The organism is Mycobacterium stomatepiae (assembly GCF_010731715.1).
Classification (GTDB): Bacteria; Actinomycetota; Actinomycetes; order Mycobacteriales; family Mycobacteriaceae; genus Mycobacterium; species Mycobacterium stomatepiae.
Genome location: NZ_AP022587.1, coordinates 4,885,326 through 4,900,614 on the forward strand (window position 1 = coordinate 4,885,326; position 15,289 = coordinate 4,900,614).

Below are 15,289 nucleotides of genomic sequence, written 5' to 3' on the forward strand. Positions count from 1 at the left end.
GGCGGGCGGGGCCGGTGGCAGATCCGCGGGGGGCGGTGCCGGTTGGTCAAAGGACGCCAGCTGCACCGGCGCGGGCGGGTCAGCGGGTGGCGGAGGCGGCGGTGGAGGAGCGTCCGGCGGAGGCGCATCGGCCGGCGGCGGGGCCAGCGGTCCCGGGTCGCCGTTGAGCCCAGGGACGTCCAAGCCCGCCGGAGTCGGAAGGACCTCGCGCGGGGTGGGACCCGACAGCGGTCCACCGCACACCGGCCAGGCGCCGCGACCCTGTGTCGCGAGAACTCGCTCAGCGACGGCGATCTGCTGTTCCCGAGCGGCCAGCTCGGCGGACGGTGCGTACTCGCCGCCGCCGTGGGAGGCCCAGGTACTTGCGTTGAACTGCACGCCGCCGTGGTAGCCGTTGCCGGTGTTGATTCCCCAGTTGCCGCCGGACTCGCAACGGGCTACCTGATCCCATTCGCTGTCGGTGGCCGCCACGGCTTGACCAGCCAGGGCAATGCTGCCGCCACCAAGTACCGCCCCGGTAAAGGCGATCTTGGCGACGCTGATGTTGGATGTCGTGGGCTTGCGGTGACGTCCACTCATACGCGCCGAAAATTTCCTCTCGTGACGCGCCTGCGAGGTCAGCTGTCGGGTTCGGGTACACGAGGTCACCCGGCCTTTGTCGTCTCGAGTCATCTCTGAGAGCCGACGCAGGCTTCACCCCAAGGAGTCGCACGCGACTCCAGTCCGGCGGACCGGTGGGTCCCCCGCCTCCATCCAGGTTTCGGTCTCCCTTGCCCATTGGATGGAGCTCGGCGCTACGGGTAAGGGAGGAACGCCAATCCGTGTTCTTGGCGAGCCTGCGCAGACGGTAACCGGTTCTGTCGGCCGCGTCACCTTCTACGTAACTCGGCGTTTTCCGCACGGACGTCTTCGAAAGACGCAGGAATACCTAGAATTTGCGCAGGTCACCACAACCCGATATCGCGCTGTGTCCGTGCCGTTATCATTCCGTTACGTGAGCTATCTCACAAAATTAACCACCGGCGAAGGGTGGTAACACATCAATCGTGTTACCCGAGCGCAACGCTTTGGTTTCGTCGCGGACCGCGATGCCGTCGCAGAGATAGGAGCAGCGGTCCAACACGGTTGCCAGACGAGTACCCGGAACGGCGAGTGTTTCAACCAGCTCGGCCACCGTGGCGCCCTGGCGCAGCACCACCGTTTCGGACTCGGCTCCGGCCGCCGCGCGCGCGGCCGCGAAGTACCGGATCGTCACCTGGATGCCGTCGGTGTCGACGGAAAGCTCAGCCACCGATAGCACTCATCGGGCGATCGGGCTGGACGAAGTTCGGGTCGTTGATGCCGTGGCCGGCGGGCTTGGCCCACATCGCGGTGCGCCAGGCGGCCTCGATCGCATCGTCGGTCGCGCCGCCGCGCAGCAGGCCACGCAGGTCGGTCTCGGCGGCGGAGAACAGGCAGCTGCGGATCTGGCCGTCGGCCGTCAGCCGGGTGCGGTCGCAGGTCCCGCAGAAGGCGTGCGACACCGAGGCGATGACGCCGAACTTTCCGGCCGGCGTATCCGGGCCGGTGTCGACCAGCCACAGCTCGGCGGGAGCGGAACCGCGGGGCGTCGGATCGGGCCGGAACCGGAAGTGCGGACGCAGCGCCGCCAGCACATCGTCGGCGGTCAGCGCGGCGTCCCGGCGCCACTGGTGCCCGGCGTCCAGCGGCATCTGCTCGATGATGCGCAACTGATAGCCGTGGTCGAGGCAGAAGCCCAGCAGCTCAACGACATCCTGGCGACCGGTAGCGGGATCGAGCACCGCGTTCACTTTGACCGGCGCCAGCCCGGCGGCCTTGGCCGCGGTCAGGCCGGCCACCACCTCGGCCAGCCGGTCGCGGCGGGTGATGGCCGCGAAGCGCTCCCGGTCCACGCTGTCCAGTGAGATGTTGACCCGGTCCAGCCCGGCCGCGGCCAGCTTGGCTGCCCGCCGCGCCAACCCCACGGCGTTGGTGGTCAGTGAGATCTCCGGGCGGGGACGCAATGCGGCGGCCGCCGTGACCACCTCTTCGAGATGGCGGGACAACAGCGGCTCACCGCCGGTGAACCGCACGCTGGTGACGCCGAGCCGGGTGACGGCGATATGCATCAGCCTGGCCAGCTCCTCGCGCCGCAGCAGCTGCTCTCCGGGCAGCCAGTCCAGGCCCTCGGCCGGCATGCAGTAACTGCACCGCAGGTTGCACCGATCGGTCAGCGAGACGCGCAGATCGGTCGCGGCCCTGCCGTAGGTGTCGAGCAGCGGGCCGTCCGTTGGCATTCCGACGCCGACGGCCCCGCCGCTCGACAGGCTGGGCACTGTCGGCACACCGAGTGCGGTCAGCGTCATGCGGGCACCCGCGCGGGAGTGGAAACGATCGCAACGATGTCTTTGCCGAGCGGCATCAGCGACACCGGGATCAGTTTGAGGTTGGCCAGTGCCAGCGGGATGCCGATAATCGTCACGGCCATGGCGGCCGCGCTCACCACATGCCCGATCGCCAGCCAGATACCGAACAGCAGCACCCAGATGACATTCCCGATCAGGGCGCCGGCGCCGGCGGTCGGCTTGTCGACGATCGTCCGGCCGAACGGCCACAGCGTGTACAGCGCGATGCGCATCGCCGCGAACCCGAACGGAATCGTAATGATGAGCAAAAAGCTGATGAGTGCCGCAGCGAGGTACCCGACGGCCATCCAGAGGCCGCCGAATACAAGCCAGATGACGTTCAGAATCAGGCGCATATCTCCTCCAGCAGTACTGCCAGCGTAGCGAGTCACGCGGAAACGGGGGTGCTGGCCGGGCAATCACCCGAGTAGGATCTGGAGCCGCATCGCGTCCTGCACAGGCGGGACGCTTCTTATGTTGTCCATTCCTAGTTATTTCCTTCAGACAAGCAGGTGAGACCAGTGCCGACCGGCAAGGTTAAGTGGTACGACGCCGAAAAGGGGTTCGGCTTCCTATCGCAGGAAGACGGCGAGGACGCCTACGTCCGATCGTCGGCGTTGCCCGAGGGCGTTGAGGGGCTGAAGACGGGGCATAAGGTGGAGTTCGGCTTGGCTTCTGGCCGGCGCGGACCTCAGGCGTTGAGTCTCAAGCTGATCGACCCGCCCCCGACCCTTGCCAAGACGCGGCGCGAGGCACCTGTCGAGCACAAGCACAACCCCGATGAGCTCCACGGCATGGTCGAGGACATGGTCACTCTGCTGGAGAGCACCGTGCAGCCCGAGCTGCGTAAGGGGCGTTACCCCGACCGCAAGGTGGCCCGTCGCGTCTCCGAGGTCGTCAAGGCCGTGGCCCGGGAGCTCGACGCCTAACGCCCTGACGGGGGAGTACCGCGTCCCAGTTTGGGTACTCACTCCTCGCGACAGTCGTGTAGCGAGGAGGCTGCGATGGCACAGCAGGCGCAGGTCACCGAGGAACAAGCGAGAGCTCTCGCTGAAGAGTCCCGCGAAAGTGGTTGGGATAAACCGTCCTTCGCCAAGGAGTTGTTTCTCGGTCATTTCCCGTTGGAGCTGATACGCCCGCTCCCCAAACCGTCCGACGCCGACGAAGCGCGCACCCGCGAGTTTCTCGCGAAACTGCGGGAATTCCTGGACACCGTCGACGGCAGTGTCATCGAACGCGATGCGCAGATTCCCGACGAATACGTCAAGGGCTTAGCCGCACTGGGCTGTTTCGGCATGAAGATTCCGTCCGAATTCGGCGGGCTGAACATGTCGCAAGTCGCCTATAACCGGGCATTGATGATGATTTCGTCGGTTCACCCGAGCCTGGGCGCGCTGTTGTCGGCGCATCAATCGATCGGGGTCCCCGAGCCGCTGAAGCTTGCCGGCACCGACGAGCAGAAGCGAAAGTTCTTGCCGCGGTGTGCCGCCGGTGCGATATCGGCCTTTCTGCTCACCGAGCCGGACGTGGGCTCTGACCCCGCGCGGCTGGCCTGCACGGCGACACCGGTCGACGACGGGCAGGCCTACGAACTCGAGGGCGTGAAGTTGTGGACCACCAACGGCGTGGTCGCCGAACTGCTGGTGGTGATGGCCCGAGTGCCCAAGAGCGACGGGCACCGCGGCGGCATCAGCGCCTTCGTCGTCGAAGCGGATTCGCCCGGGATCACCGTGGAGCGGCGGAACAAGTTCATGGGACTGCGCGGCATCGAGAACGGTGTGACCCGGCTGCACGCCGTCCGGGTGCCCAGCGAGAACCTGGTCGGCCGGGAAGGCGACGGCCTGAAGATCGCGCTGACCACGCTCAACGCCGGGCGGTTGTCGATTCCCGCGAACGCGACGGGATCGTCGAAGTGGGCGCTGAAGATCGCCCGCGAATGGTCCGGTGAGCGGGTGCAATGGGGCAAGCCGTTGGCCAAACATGAAGCGGTGGCTCACAAGATCTCGTTCATCGCCGCCACCAACTACGCGCTGGATGCCGTGCTCGAACTGTCTGCCCAGATGGCCGACGAAGGGCGCAACGACATCCGCATCGAGGCGGCGCTGGCCAAGTTGTGGTCCAGCGAAATGGCTTGCGTCATCGCCGATGAGCTCGTACAGATCCGCGGTGGTCGTGGCTATGAAACCGCGGAGTCGCTGGCTGCGCGCGGAGAGCGCGCGGTACCTGCCGAACAGGCGGTGCGTGATCTGCGCATCAATCGCATCTTCGAAGGGTCCAGTGAGATCATGCGGCTGCTCATCGTCCGTGAAGCCGTCGATGCTCACTTGAGTGCCGCGGGTGACCTCGCGAAATCTGACACGGGGTTGCGGGAAAAGGCCGCCGCGGCGGTCGGTGCCAGCGGCTTCTATGCAAAGTGGTTGCCACAGCTTGTTTTTGGTGAGGGACAGCGCCCGCGTGCCTACAGCGAATTCGGTCCGCTGGCGTCACATCTGCGGTTCATCGAGCGCTCCACCCGCAAGCTGGCCCGCAACACCTTCTACGGGATGGCGCGCTGGCAGGCCAAGCTCGAGCAAAAACAGGGGTTCCTGGGGCGCATCGTCGACATCGGCGCCGAGCTGTTCGCGATGTCGGCGGCGTGCGTGCGCGCCGAAGGGCAGCGCGTCGCGGATCCGCAACTGGGACAACAGGCTTACGAGCTGGCCGAGGCATTCTGCCAGCAAGCGAGCTTGCGGGTCGAGGCTCTGTTCGACGCCCTGTGGGCCAACACCGACAGCAGCGATGTGCAGCTCACCCACGAGGTGTTGCAAGGACGGTACCGCTGGCTGGAGGACGGGATCGTCGATCAGTCCGATGGCACCGGGCCGTGGATCGCGCACTGGGAAGCGGGCGAGACCACGGAGACCAACCTAGCTCGACGGTTCCTGACGGTGTCTGCGTCGACGGGCTCAAACGCCAAGTAGCAGAATCATCTCCCATGGCCACCTACGTTGCCGGTGCAGGGGAATTCACCCGCGACACCAACTACATCACCACCCGCATCACCGCCGACGGACGCGACGGCTATCCCGTCGAGCCGGGGCGGTATCGACTCGTCGTCGCACGCGCCTGTCCCTGGGCGAACCGCGCGATCATCGTCCGGCGGTTGTTGGGCCTGGAAGACGCCCTCTCCATTGGATTTTGCGGTCCCACCCACGACCAGCGCAGCTGGACGTTCGACCTTGACCCTGGTGGTGTGGACCCAGTCCTGAAAATCCCGCGGCTGCAGGATGCCTATTTCAGACGCTTCCCCGACTATCCCAAGGGGATCACCGTTCCGGCGATCGTCGACGTCCCGACCGGCGGCGTCGTCACCAACGATTTCGCGCAGATGACGCTGGACCTGTCCACCGAGTGGACCGCCTATCACCGCGACGGCGCGCCCGAGCTATACCCCGAGCGGCTGCGCGCCGAGATCGACGAAGTCAGCAGACGGGTCTACACCGAGATCAACAACGGCGTGTACCGGTGCGGTTTCGCCGGCTCGCAAGACGCCTACGACGCCGCCTATGACCGGCTGTTCACCGCGCTGGACTGGGTGAGCGATCGGCTGACCAACCAGCGATACTTGGTGGGCGACACCATCACCGAGGCCGATGTGCGACTGTTCACCACGCTGGCCCGCTTTGACCCGGTTTATCACGGGCACTTCAAATGCAACCGGAGCAAACTCTCCGAGATGCCGGTGTTGTGGGCCTACGCGCGTGACCTGTTCCAGACGCCGGGGTTCGGGGACACCGTCGACTTCATGCAGATCAAGCAGCACTACTACATCGTGCACGCCGACATCAATCCGACCCGGATCGTGCCCAAGGGGCCGGACCTGACCAACTGGCTTAGCACACACGGACGGGAGGCGTTGGGCGGCAGGCCTTTCGGTGATGGAACACCGCCCGGGCCACCGGTCGACAGCGAGCGGGTGCCGGCACTTCCTTGAGTGCCGAACGTCGACTTGTTGGGAGAAATAGCCCCCTTCGGGCCCAACAAGTCGACGTTCCGCTTATTCAGAGCGGACAACCGGCGGCAAGCAGGGCGGCACGGGTACGAGCGACTACGACCTGGGGTCGGTATCGCAGCATCTCGGCACTTACCGGATGATCGTCCAGCCCCTGTCCTGAAGCTCTGCCAGTCGATCGATGTCCCTAGCCCGCTGTGTGGGGTCGGTCCAGTGATGTGCGCCGTCGAATTCCACTCCGACGCACCATTCTTCCCAGCCCATGTCGATGCGCGCGACAACCGCGCCCCACTCGTTGAGCACCTCGATCTGGGTATGCGGCCTAGGCAATCCGCCACCTAAAAGGGCCAGACGGGTCTTTGTCTCGCAGGGTGATTCCGCGCCACCGTCAGACATCAGCAAGGCCTGTCGCAGTTGGACTAATCCACGTGCACCCTGATGCCGGTCCGCTAATAGTCCGACGTCGGCCGACTTCAACTCGGTTGCGCGCATCAGCGCGTCCAGCCGAATTACCGCTGTAAATAAGCCTTTTCGCCTACCCAAGTCGAAAGCCGTCCGTGCTGGCGTCGTTAGGCTGATCCCGTCTCGGACGCACGTTTGGTCCTCGTCGAGTGAGTCGCTATGCAAGACGATGCCGCGTGCTTTGTCCCGGCTGCGTCGGTTCAAATCGGCGGGCAGCCAATCGTCGATCCACGCCGTCCGGTGTACTGCCGCCGCGGACAGCCCAGCCAGTGCCGCGGAACGGTCCGACCAAAGCCACGCGGCGATCGCCCGTGTCACGGGTGTCAGCCTCTTCCCGCGCGGGATGTACACGTTGCGGTGGACCGGTTCGAAGTCCGTCCGTAATCGATGCGGTGTGACGAGTCCGGCGGCCATTGCTTCAGTCCCTCTGAACGGCCACTCCAGGGCTTTCATGCCGACACCATGCTCCGCCGCACCGACACCTTCGGCCCAACGTCGACTTGTTGGGGGAAATAGCCCCGTTACGGCCCAACGAGTCGACGTTCGGCGGTGAGAGGCTCAGTGGGTGAGCCGCACCGACCACTCCGCGTGCGGTGCTTCGCGCAGTTCGCCCGCGGGATCGATCACCAAAGTCAGTAGCTGCACGACGATTCCGGTCAGCCGGCCGCGCTGCGGGTCGATCGACGGGATAGTGACCGCAAGCCGCGTGTTGGGACGGTACATAGTGGCCGCGGTGTTGGCCGGGTCCTCGTATACCTGTAGCAGTCGCCACGGTGCCCGCGAAATCGCCTCGGGGACCGAGAGTTGCACCGGATAGTTGCCGGTGACCCGCAGCTCGCCCTGAGCTCCCGGTCGCTGGCAGTCGTCGAGGTTGAGCACATTGCAATACAGGTAGGGCCCCACCCGGATCGAGCGGCCGTGCGAATACGCACTAATCTCTGGTCGCTGCGGGCCGGAGTCGCGCAGCAGCCACCACGTGCCGACTCCGGCGCCCACGGCAAGCAGCGTGACCACGACCGCAAGCGCAACGGCCACACCACGTTTCACTTCGGCACCGCCGCGGTCATGCCGCCTCGCGGCATGCCTTCCTGCTCGACCATCACCGGCCGGTTGCCGCCTAGGCCCGGGATCAACGAGTTGCCGCGGAAGCTGACGATGGTCTGCGCCAGACCCAGAATCAATATCGCACTGATGGCCGTGAAGCCTACCCACAGCTCGGTGTAGACCATCACACCCACCGCGCCGCCCAACACCCAAGCCAGCTGCAGCGTCGACTCCGAGCGCCCGAACGCCGACGCCCGGGATTCTTCGGGCAGGTCGTCTTGCAGCGATGCGTCCAGCGACGCCTTGCCGATCGCGGCGGCGGCGGAGGTGATCAGGGTGGCGATCGCGGCCGACACCAGAGTCCCGCCGATCGCCGCGGCCAACGCGACCGCGCACACCGCCACGGTGCAGCGCACCACCAGCACGGCGGGCCTGCCCAGTTTCAGCCGTGCGGTGGTGAAATTGCCGACGAAGTTACCGATCCCGGCCGCGGCGCCGATGACACCCAGCATCGCGAGCTGCTCCCACCCGCTGGCTTGGTGCGACTTCGCGACGAAGGCGGGATACAGAAACAGGAAGCCGACCATCACCTTGATCGTGCAGTTACCCCACAGCGAAGTAATGATGTTGCGGCCCAACGGCTGTCGAAGGGCCCCGCTGACTTCCTTATGCCAGCTGCGGCGCAGCGGCTCGCTGTCCTGCCGATAGCTCAGGGTGGTAGGGACCTCGCCTGCCGTCACCTCGACCCAACGCGGTATCCGCATCGACAGCATCGCGCCGGCGATCGTCACCGCGACCACGACGAACAACGCTCCGGGCAGCTTCAACAAGTTTGTCCCGGCGTACTCGACGCCGCCAGCGATCGCACCGCCGGCGATCGTGCCGCCGAGCAGACCGAACATGGTCAGCCGGGCGTTGACCCGCACCAGGTCGATGGTCGGCGGCATCACCCGAGGTGTCACCGCGCTGCGCAGCACGCTGAACGACTTCGAGAACACCATCATCCCGAGCGCGCACGGGTAGAGCACCCAGGACGGAAAGCTGCCGCTGGTGCCGTCGTAGTTCATGATCAGCAGCACTGCCAACGCGGTGCGCAGTCCGAAGGACAGGGCGAGCGCGACGCGGCGGCCATGCTGGAGTCGGTCCAGCGCTGGACCGATCAACGGTGCGACCACCGCGAACGGTGCGATGGTAATCAGCAGATAAAGGGCAACTTTGGACTTGCTCTCCCCGCTGGCCGCGGCAAAGAACAACGTGTTCGCCAGCGCGACTGCCATCGCGGAGTCGGCCGCGGAGTTGGCCACCACCGGCCACGTCAGCGCCGTGAGGCCGGACTTGTCGGCACCGTCGGCGGTGGCCGCCCGCTGGACCATCCAGTACATCCGGGAGCCCATCTCGCGGCTACGCATCGCGGCCGCGCGGGTGACGGTGATCCGTTCACCGGGAGTGGGGCGGCGCGGGGGTGGGGTGTCGCGGGGCGGTTCTTTCTGCCGTCCCAGCGGCGGCAGATAGCGGTTGGCGCTGGGCGGCGCGGGCGGGCGGCGCGTGCGCCGATGGTCCGCGTCGTCGGTCGGGTAATTGGCCATGCCCGGGTGCTGATTCGTCGATCCAGTGCGGGTCCGGCGGCCCGGGTTGGGGGCCACGCGGCCCGGATCATCACGCCGCCGTCCAGCCACGAATCAATTCTGTCTTATACCGAGGGGCAACCGGGCGTGGCTCGCCAACCTAGTATTGAGACGCGATGCGTGGAGAAGAAAGCGTGAACGGACCCACCGAGGAATCCGCCGTGGCAACCGTGGCCGAGTGGCCCGAAGGGTTGGCGGCGGTGCTTCGGGGTGCGGTCGACCAGGCCAGGGCGGCCGTCGAGGAGTTCAGCGGACCCGAGGCGGTCGGGGATTACCTCGGCGTCAGTTACGAAGACGCGACCGCAGCCACCCACCGATTCTTGGCTCACCTGCCCGGTTACAGCGGGTGGCAGTGGGCCGCCGTGGTAGCCGCTTACCCCGGCGCCGACCATGCCACGATCAGCGAGGTCGTGCTGGTCCCCGGGCCGACGTCGCTGCTCGCGCCCGATTGGGTGCCGTGGGACCAGCGGGTGCGACAAGGGGACCTGAGCCCCGGTGATCTGCTGCCCCCGGCGGCCAACGACGAGCGGTTGGTTCCCGGGTTCACCTCGAGCGGCGACCCGCAGGTCGACGAGACAGCCGCCGAAGTCGGGCTGGGCCGGCGCTGGGTGATGGGCCTGTGGGGCCGCGCCGACGCGGCCGAGCGCTGGCACGCCGGGGAGTACGGACCCGATTCGGCGATGGCGCGATCCACCAAGCGGGTGTGCCGCGACTGCGGCTTCTTCCTGCCGCTGGCGGGTTCGTTGGGCGCGATGTTCGGGGTATGCGGCAACGAACTGTCCGCCGACGGACACGTCGTCGACAAGCAGTACGGCTGTGGCGCCCATTCCGACACACCGGCTCCGGCGGGCAGCGGTTCACCGGTGTACGAGCCCTACGACGACGGTGTCCTCGATGTCATGGCGGCGCCCGAGCCTCCGGCGTCGGATCCGCCGGCGGCGCCAGCCGAGGTGTCCGGACCGGACGAAGAATCGCCCGAGGCGTCGGCGGTTTCGACGGAGGAGCCCCCGGCGGTGCCCGACGTCCCGACCGAGACAGCCGAGGCCTCGCAGGCTGCAGAGCCTTCCGAAACACCTTCCGAAACCTCGCAGGCCTCGGCGGAGCCGGAAGCCGCTCCGGACGCACCGGAATCGGCGACGGACTCGCCCGACTAGCCTTTCTCGGCGGCGGCTTTGATCCTGGCCAGCGAGGCGTTCATCCCCTCGACCAATTCGCGTTCGAAGTTCGCGGTCCCACCGAACAACGCGTTGACCGACAAACTCGAATACGCGCTGACGCCGTTCTCGGCGTGTCTGCTCTCGACTACCCGGGTGCCTTTGCCGTTGGGCTCGAGTTCGTAGCTCCACATCGTCCGGTTGGTGTCGACACGAAACGCCAGCTTCTGCTCCGGAATGACCTCGATGACGGTGGCAGTAGTCGGCCAAAGCACGTGGAAGCGCCGGTTGAGGTTCAGCGTGCGGGTGCCCGGTCGCAGCGGTCCGAACGCCTTCATCAAGCGGCACTGTGGACTCCACTGCGGCATGCGCCGGAAGTCGGAAATCAGCGCCCAGACTTTCCGGGGCGGTGCATCGATGTCGATTTGCGCCTGCAGTAGTGGGGCTACCATTGCGTCCTCCCGGCCGAAGCTACTTGGGGTCGAGGAAGGGTTCCAGACCCGTCTGCGCGCCGCGCTCGCCACGGCGGGCACCGGCGAGTTGTAGCAAGAAGATCGACGTACCGACGACGCCCGTGCCCAACCCGGCCAGCGCGATCGGACGCCAACTCGCAAGGGCGGGAACAAGAAACGCCGCGACCACGGCGAGCAGCCAGCCCACGGCGCCAATTGCGATGAACGGCCACACCTGCAGCAGCACGGGTGGCAGCGGAGGGGGCTCGGGGCTGGGGCCAGGTTCGGCGCTCATCGCGATCAATTTAACCCGCGGTCGTCAACGCATGCCGCGTCGGTTGTCCCAGCGGGTGCGTCCTCGGCCACCCTTCGACGTTTCTAGGCCCGAATTCTTGCGTTCCGATGTAACCTCGCGCCATGCCTGACAGCGATGCGCGGCTGGCGGCCGACCTGTCGTTGGCGGTCATGCGGCTGGCGCGACAACTGCGGTTTCGGAATCCGTCCGCTCCGGCGTCGCTTTCGCAGCTGTCGGCATTGACGACCCTGGCCAATGAAGGCGCGATGACGCCCGGCGCCTTGGCGATTCGCGAACGCGTCCGGCCCCCGTCGATGACTCGGGTGATCGCGTCGCTCGCGGACGAAGGCTTCGTCGACCGCACTCCGCACCCCGTCGACGGCCGGCAGGTGCTGGTATCGGTCTCCGAATCCGGAGCCGAATTGGTCAAAGCGGCGCGCCGTGCCCGCCAGGAGTGGCTGGCCGAACAGCTCGCGACGATGGACAGCGATAAGCGCGCCACCCTTCGCGAGGCGGCCGACCTGATGTTGGCGCTGGTCGACGAAAGCCCGTGAGCCCGCGCCTGGATGTCCAGGACGTCAACGATCCCGACGACCCGCGGCTCGATGATTTCCGCGACCTGAACAGCATCGACCGGCGCCCCGACCTGCCCACCGGCAAAGGACTGGTGATCGCCGAGGGTGTGCTGGTCGTGCAGCGGATGCTGGCGTCCCGGTTCACGCCGCACGCCCTGCTCGGCACCGAGCGCAGGCTCGACGAGCTCAAAGACGACCTGATCGGCGCCGGGGCCCCGTTCTACCGGACATCCGCCGACGTCATGGCGCAGGTGGTCGGCTTCCACCTCAACCGTGGGGTGTTGGCCGCCGCGCGACGGGTGGCGGAGCCGAGCGTTGCCCAGCTGATCGAGGGCGCGCGAACGATCGCCGTACTCGAAGGTGTCAACGACCACGAGAACCTGGGCTCCATCTTCCGCAACGCGGCGGGCCTGGGCGTGGACGCGGTGGTGTTCGGCAGCGGCTGCGCCGACCCGCTCTACCGTCGGGCCGTTCGGGTCTCGATGGGGCATGCGCTGCTGGTGCCCTACGCCCGCTCTCCGAACTGGCCCGCCGATCTCGGGATGCTGAAAGAAAGCGGATTCCGGCTGCTGGCTATGACCCCGGACGGCGAGGCGTGCGCACTGGCCGACGCGATGGCCGCCGCGCGCGATGATCGGATCGCGGTGCTGGTCGGCGCCGAAGGCCCGGGCCTGACCCCCGCCACCCTGAGGATGAGCGACGTGCGAGTGCGCATCCCGATGTCGCGCGGCACCGACTCGCTCAACGTCGCGACCGCTGCGGCGTTGGCGTTCTACGAGCGGGTTAGGCTCGGCGGGTGAGCGACAAACTCGGCCAGCACACCCAGTCTGTGCCCTGGGCAACGGGTTTGACGGTCGCGGGGTTTGTCGCCGCGGTCACCGGCGCCGCGATCGTGGTGCTCAGTCTCGGTCTGGTCCGGGTGCATCCACTGTTGGCCGTCGGGCTCAATGTGGTGGCCGCGGGCGGACTGGCGCCGACGCTGTGGGGGTGGCGGCGCACTCCAGTGCTGCGCTGGTTTGTGCTGGGCGCGGGAGTGGGCGTGACGATCGCGTGGCTGGCGCTGCTCGCGATGACGTTGTCGTAGCTAGCGCTGTCCGCCCGAGCGCACGCCGAGCAGCACGTCCTCCCAAGCCGGAATGACGGGCTTGCCGCGACGGCTGTGCACCGGCTGCTCCGGCGGCGGGGCGGCAGCGGCCGGCTCCACCGGCTCGGTGACGGCCACCGGCTCGGCCGCGGGCGCTTCGAACGCGACGTGAGCCACCCGGGCCAGCGGGCGCAGCGGACGCTCGAAGTCCGGGTCGATCAGCTCACTGGCCGCATCGTCGATCGCGGTGACGGTGCCACCGTGCGCGCCCGGAACAAAGCAGAAATGCGCCAGATTGTCGGAACGGCCGACCTTCCAAGCCAGCTGCACGGTCCAGCGGTTGTCCTCGTTGCGCCAGGCGTCCCAGCTGAGTCCACTGTGATCCAGGCCGCGGGTGACCATCGCGGCGCTGACGGTCTCCAGCAGGGTCATCACCGCGGGCCGATCGGCGAGCATGGGGTGTGCGGCGGTTGCCAGCTCGGCAGCGCGGAAGCGCTCCAGCAACACCGGGTGGGCGAATCGGCGGACGCGGGAGAGGTCTGAGCCCGACGCCGCTGCCACCTGCTCCACGGAGGCGCCGGCCCGGATCTTGGCCTGAATCTCCCTGGGGCTCAGCATGTTGGTGACTTCCATGTCGAGGTGCGGCTGGTCGGGCGGCGCCACTTGCTTGCGTACCAGGTCCCGCACTCGATCGTCGACCGCCAGCTTGAATTGCTCCGCGGGGCCATCACCCTCACAGATGATGTATTTGCTGTCGGCGTCGAGCCCAACCACTTTGAGTTCCCGCATGGCTTCTCCTCGCAGGCTTTGTGCAGGTCAGCTTCAATTTCTCCGGACCCGTCACTGTGCCGCACTCTAGTCCAGCTAACGCCCACAACCTGTGCTGACACGCTGGGCGGTTTGCGCGTCGATGGCCGGCGGGTTAAAGCCGTTCGACAACCCAGTCGACGCATTGCGTCAATGCGCTGACGTCGTCGGGGTCGACCGCGGGAAACATCGCGATCCGCAACTGGTTGCGGCCGAGCTTGCGGTACGGCTCGGTATCGACGATCCCGTTCGCCCGCAAAACCTTGGCGACCGCCGCGGCGTCGACGTCGTCGACGAAATCGATGGTGCCCACCACCTGGGAGCGCAGGGCCGGATCGGTGACGAACGGCGTGGTGTACGACCGCTCCTGGGCCCACGAGTACAGCCGCTGCGACGAATCCGCCGTGCGCTTGACCGCCCAGTCCAGTCCGCCGTTGCCCAGCATCCAGTCGAGCTGCTCGGCCATCAGCGCCAAGGTGCCGATCGCGGGTGTGTTGTACGTCTGATCCTTGAGGCTGTTCTCGATCGCGATCGGCAGCGACAGGAAGTCGGGCACCCAGCGACCGGAGGCGGCGATGGCCTCGACCCGGGCCAGCGCGGCGGGGCTCATCACGGCCAGCCACAGGCCGCCGTCGCTGGCGAAGTTCTTCTGCGGCGAGAAGTAGTAGGCATCGGTGTCGCTGATGTCGACCGGAAGCCCGCCGGCCCCGGACGTCGCGTCGATGAGGACCAGGGCGTCGCCCGAACCGGCCGGGCGACGGATCGGGACGGCAACGCCGGTCGACGTCTCGTTGTGCGCCCAACCGATCGCGTCGACCGACGGGTCGGTCTGCGGCTCGGGCGCGCTGCCGGCGTCGGCCTTGACGATGATCGGATCGCCGACGAGCGGGTTCTTGGCGACACAGGAGGCGAACTTCGAGCTGAACTCGCCGAAGGACAGGTGCAGCGAGCGCTTGTCGATCAGCCCGAACGCGGCCGAATCCCAGAAGGCGGTCGCGCCACCGTTGCCGAGAACGACCTCGTACCCGTCCGGCACGGAGAAAAGCTCCGCGACCCCCTTGCGCACCCGGCCCACCAGATTCTTGACCGGCGCCTGCCGGTGCGAGGTGCCGAACAGCGCCGCCGCGGTGGTGGTCAGGGCCTGCAATTGCTCGGGTCGGACCTTGGAGGGGCCGCACCCGAAGCGGCCGTCACGAGGTTTGAGGTCAGCGGGAATCTGGAGCTGGTCAGCCATGCTCCTCAGGGTAGTGAGCCGACCTGATAGGGCGATGCGGCGGGCTGTTTGTTCGGCCGCAGCAACGGCTACCTAGAGTGACAACGGCCGTTTGATGTGATGCAGATCACAGAGTGTCGATGACCACTGGTCAGGCGACAGTGCTCGCGAGGGCTCTAGTC

Annotated in this window: 15 protein-coding genes, 3 pseudogenes and 1 riboswitch; of the genes and pseudogenes, 7 read left to right on the forward strand and 11 right to left on the reverse strand. The window is 67.0% G+C overall.

All coding sequences use genetic code 11. The annotated features are described in order from the left end of the window. Nucleotides 1-113: 113 nt before the first annotated feature. The 4 genes and pseudogenes from G6N54_RS31740 to G6N54_RS23330 all read right to left on the reverse strand — a co-directional run. Nucleotides 114-579 (reverse strand): annotated as a pseudogene (locus G6N54_RS31740) (transglycosylase family protein); the annotation flags it as partial. Nucleotides 580-590: 11 nt separating this feature from the next. Continuing rightward, a riboswitch (cyclic di-AMP (ydaO/yuaA leader) is annotated at nt 591-776 on the reverse strand. A gap of 236 nt (nt 777-1,012) precedes the next feature. Then, nucleotides 1,013-1,291, reverse strand: a complete 279-nt coding sequence (locus G6N54_RS23320; protein ID WP_163792423.1) for a MoaD/ThiS family protein — start codon at nt 1,289-1,291, stop codon at nt 1,013-1,015. Then, on the reverse strand, nt 1,284-2,366 hold the full coding sequence (gene moaA, locus G6N54_RS23325) for a GTP 3',8-cyclase MoaA (RefSeq protein ID WP_163792425.1): 1,083 nt from the start codon (nt 2,364-2,366) through the stop codon (nt 1,284-1,286). Before moaA ends, G6N54_RS23320 begins: the two co-directional genes overlap by 8 nt. Further along, nucleotides 2,363-2,761, reverse strand: a complete 399-nt coding sequence (locus tag G6N54_RS23330; protein ID WP_163794919.1) for a YccF domain-containing protein — start codon at nt 2,759-2,761, stop codon at nt 2,363-2,365. The genes moaA and G6N54_RS23330 overlap by 4 nt, the downstream gene beginning before the upstream one ends. 165 nt (nt 2,762-2,926) lie before the next feature. On the opposite strand from G6N54_RS23330, the gene G6N54_RS23335 reads away from it, so the two are divergent. The 3 genes from G6N54_RS23335 to G6N54_RS23345 all read left to right on the forward strand — a co-directional run bounded on the left by G6N54_RS23335 (nt 2,927) and on the right by G6N54_RS23345 (nt 6,378). After that, nucleotides 2,927-3,334, forward strand: coding sequence for a cold-shock protein (locus tag G6N54_RS23335; RefSeq protein WP_163792427.1), 408 nt, complete (start codon nt 2,927-2,929; stop codon nt 3,332-3,334). A 75-nt stretch (nt 3,335-3,409) separates the two neighbouring features. Next, entirely contained in the window at nt 3,410-5,365 is a 1,956-nt protein-coding gene (locus G6N54_RS23340; RefSeq protein ID WP_163792429.1) for an acyl-CoA dehydrogenase family protein, read from the forward strand. Nucleotides 5,366-5,379: 14 nt separating this feature from the next. Continuing rightward, a complete protein-coding gene (locus G6N54_RS23345) occupies nt 5,380-6,378 on the forward strand; it encodes a glutathione S-transferase family protein (protein WP_163792431.1) in 999 nt (332 codons plus the stop codon). An 88-nt stretch (nt 6,379-6,466) separates the two neighbouring features. Here the strand turns inward: G6N54_RS23345 and G6N54_RS23350 are convergent. The 3 genes and pseudogenes from G6N54_RS23350 to G6N54_RS23360 form a co-directional block, all read right to left on the reverse strand. Beyond that, nucleotides 6,467-7,311: pseudogene (locus tag G6N54_RS23350) on the reverse strand (endonuclease domain-containing protein); the annotation flags it as partial. Nucleotides 7,312-7,416: 105 nt separating this feature from the next. Then, complete coding sequence (locus tag G6N54_RS23355; protein ID WP_163792433.1) at nt 7,417-7,905, reverse strand: DUF2771 domain-containing protein; 489 nt, start codon at nt 7,903-7,905, stop codon at nt 7,417-7,419. Then, on the reverse strand, nt 7,902-9,545 hold the full coding sequence (locus tag G6N54_RS23360) for an MFS transporter (RefSeq protein WP_163794920.1): 1,644 nt from the start codon (nt 9,543-9,545) through the stop codon (nt 7,902-7,904). Before G6N54_RS23360 ends, G6N54_RS23355 begins: the two co-directional genes overlap by 4 nt. A 116-nt stretch (nt 9,546-9,661) precedes the next feature. Here G6N54_RS23360 and G6N54_RS23365 point away from each other — a divergent pair. After that, nucleotides 9,662-10,438, forward strand: a pseudogene (locus G6N54_RS23365) (DUF3027 domain-containing protein); the annotation flags it as partial. A 239-nt stretch (nt 10,439-10,677) separates the two neighbouring features. On the opposite strand, the gene G6N54_RS23370 reads toward G6N54_RS23365, so the two are convergent. Continuing rightward, nucleotides 10,678-11,133 (reverse strand): SRPBCC family protein, encoded by a 456-nt coding sequence (locus tag G6N54_RS23370; RefSeq protein WP_163792437.1) that lies wholly within the window; start codon nt 11,131-11,133, stop codon nt 10,678-10,680. Between the two features lie 19 nt (nt 11,134-11,152). Beyond that, nucleotides 11,153-11,428 (reverse strand): DUF2530 domain-containing protein, encoded by a 276-nt coding sequence (locus tag G6N54_RS23375; RefSeq protein WP_163792439.1) that lies wholly within the window; start codon nt 11,426-11,428, stop codon nt 11,153-11,155. A 122-nt stretch (nt 11,429-11,550) separates the two neighbouring features. Here G6N54_RS23375 and G6N54_RS23380 point away from each other — a divergent pair, with 122 nt between their 5' ends. Genes G6N54_RS23380 through G6N54_RS23390 form a run of 3 tightly spaced genes read left to right on the forward strand, consistent with a single transcriptional unit; the run spans nt 11,551 to nt 13,087 of the window. Further along, a complete protein-coding gene (locus G6N54_RS23380; protein ID WP_163792442.1) occupies nt 11,551-11,982 on the forward strand; it encodes an Rv0880 family HTH-type transcriptional regulator in 432 nt (143 codons plus the stop codon). Further along, nucleotides 11,979-12,803, forward strand: a complete 825-nt coding sequence (locus tag G6N54_RS23385; RefSeq protein ID WP_163792443.1) for a TrmH family RNA methyltransferase — start codon at nt 11,979-11,981, stop codon at nt 12,801-12,803. The genes G6N54_RS23380 and G6N54_RS23385 overlap by 4 nt, the downstream gene beginning before the upstream one ends. After that, nucleotides 12,800-13,087, forward strand: a complete 288-nt coding sequence (locus G6N54_RS23390) for a DUF2537 domain-containing protein (RefSeq protein ID WP_163792445.1) — start codon at nt 12,800-12,802, stop codon at nt 13,085-13,087. The genes G6N54_RS23385 and G6N54_RS23390 overlap by 4 nt, the downstream gene beginning before the upstream one ends. On the opposite strand, the gene sepH is transcribed toward G6N54_RS23390, so the two are convergent. Further along, entirely contained in the window at nt 13,088-13,876 is a 789-nt protein-coding gene (sepH, locus tag G6N54_RS23395; RefSeq protein WP_163792447.1) for a septation protein SepH, read from the reverse strand. Nucleotides 13,877-14,009: 133 nt separating this feature from the next. Beyond that, entirely contained in the window at nt 14,010-15,128 is a 1,119-nt protein-coding gene (gene serC / locus G6N54_RS23400) for a phosphoserine transaminase (protein ID WP_163792449.1), read from the reverse strand. Nucleotides 15,129-15,289 lie beyond the last annotated feature (161 nt).

Bases quoted from the DNA above. Each gene is read 5' to 3' on its own strand.
- moaA (WP_163792425.1), bottom strand. From the start codon at position 2,366: ATGACGCTGACCGCACTCGGTGTGCCGACAGTGCCCAGCCTGTCGAGC.
- G6N54_RS23330 (WP_163794919.1), bottom strand. From the start codon at position 2,761: ATGCGCCTGATTCTGAACGTCATCTGGCTTGTATTCGGCGGCCTCTGG.
- G6N54_RS23340 (WP_163792429.1), top strand. From the start codon at position 3,410: ATGGCACAGCAGGCGCAGGTCACCGAGGAACAAGCGAGAGCTCTCGCT.
- G6N54_RS23345 (WP_163792431.1), top strand. From the start codon at position 5,380: ATGGCCACCTACGTTGCCGGTGCAGGGGAATTCACCCGCGACACCAAC.
- G6N54_RS23370 (WP_163792437.1), bottom strand. From the start codon at position 11,133: ATGGTAGCCCCACTACTGCAGGCGCAAATCGACATCGATGCACCGCCC.
- G6N54_RS23375 (WP_163792439.1), bottom strand. From the start codon at position 11,428: ATGAGCGCCGAACCTGGCCCCAGCCCCGAGCCCCCTCCGCTGCCACCC.
- G6N54_RS23380 (WP_163792442.1), top strand. From the start codon at position 11,551: ATGCCTGACAGCGATGCGCGGCTGGCGGCCGACCTGTCGTTGGCGGTC.
- sepH (WP_163792447.1), bottom strand. From the start codon at position 13,876: ATGCGGGAACTCAAAGTGGTTGGGCTCGACGCCGACAGCAAATACATC.
- serC (WP_163792449.1), bottom strand. From the start codon at position 15,128: ATGGCTGACCAGCTCCAGATTCCCGCTGACCTCAAACCTCGTGACGGC.